Source organism: Arthrobacter sp. Y3223164 (assembly GCF_059091005.1).
The window spans coordinates 1-1,314 of sequence record NZ_JBNHGF010000571.1; the positions used below are offsets into that span (position 1 = coordinate 1).

1 protein-coding gene is annotated in these 1,314 nt (G+C 70.6%); it reads left to right on the plus strand.

What is annotated here, in order from left to right; all coding sequences use genetic code 11:
- Nucleotides 1-444 precede the first annotated feature (444 nt).
- Nucleotides 445-1,314: LolA family protein (locus tag AC5RUJ_RS16490; RefSeq protein WP_494156271.1), on the plus strand; the 870-nt coding region annotated here is incomplete at its 3' end.

The following is a 1,314-nucleotide window of genomic DNA, read 5'->3' on the forward strand; positions in this document are numbered from 1 at the left end:
GCGGTGCCGAGCAACAGGAGCAGTCGCTGGACATCGGCGACGGCCGCGGACCTCGAGAGCGGCCGAGCTGTGCGAGAGCGGCCTTCCGCGACGGGGCTGTGTCGACTTTCGGCCGCTCTGGAGCTCGGCGGAACGACAGCCATCTTGTGGAGCCGATGTCACGGCCGGTCGGACCGCGCTGCCGAGCAACAGGAGCAGTCGCTGGACATCGGCGACGGCCGCAGTCCTCCAGAGCGGCCGAGCTGTGCGAGAGCGGCCTTCCGCGACGGGCCTGTGTCGATTATCGGCCGCTCTGGAGCTCGCTCGGGCCGCCCCGGCGCACCAACACCCGCGCCCGGGCCTTGGAGCTCCGGCGGTGCCGGCTACGCCGTGACTGGTGACCCGGCGAGGCGGGAAGCGTAGGCTGGGAAGCGAGTCCTGCAGCAGCAGAAAAGGTGATGTGCCATGGACCGGACGTGGAAGCGCTGGCTGCCCGCCGCCGTCGTGCCCGCAGTCATTGCCGGCGGAGTGCTCACCGGTTCCCTGCAGGCCAACGCCGCAACCGATCTGCCGGACAAGACCCCGCAGCAGTTGCTGGAATTCGTGGCGGACAGCGACGTCCGGGAACTCTCCGGCACGCTGGAACAGGACTCCGCGCTGGGGCTCCCGGAACTTCCCGAGGACCTGCCCGCGGACGAGGGCGGACAGGTGGCCGAGGCGCTGGAACTGCTGACCGGTTCCCGCACCGCGCGCGTCTACCTGGACGGGCCGGACCAGGCCCGGCTGCAGCTCTTCGACCGCTTTGCAGAGCGCGACGTGATCCGCAACGGCACCGAGGCCTGGGTCTACAGCTCCAAGGAGAACGAGGCGGTCCACCTGACGCTGCCCTCCTGTGCGGACGGCGGAAAGAATCACGACGGCGGTGCGCACCATCCCGCCAGCGCCTACACGCCCGAACAGCTCGCCGATCACCTGCTGGCCAAGATCGGCCCGGAAACGAAGGTGTCCGTCGGCGCCGATACCGAGGTCGCCGGGCGCAGCGCCTATCAGCTGCTGGTGGAGCCGAACAGCACTGCCACGCTGGTGGGATCCGTGACCGTCGCCGTCGACGCCGAGACCGGCCTGCCGCTCAGCCTCAGGGTCAACGCGCGGGGACAGCAGGATCCGGCGTTCCAGCTGGGCTTCAGCAAGCTGACGCTCGAGACCCCGGACCAGGGCCTGTTCGAGTTCACCCCGCCGGCCGGTGCCAGCGTCAGCGAAAAGGCCGTGCCGCGGCACGGAGAGCAGTCACCGTCCGGACGCCATGGCCGGCACGGCGGCGGCGCTGCCGCGCTG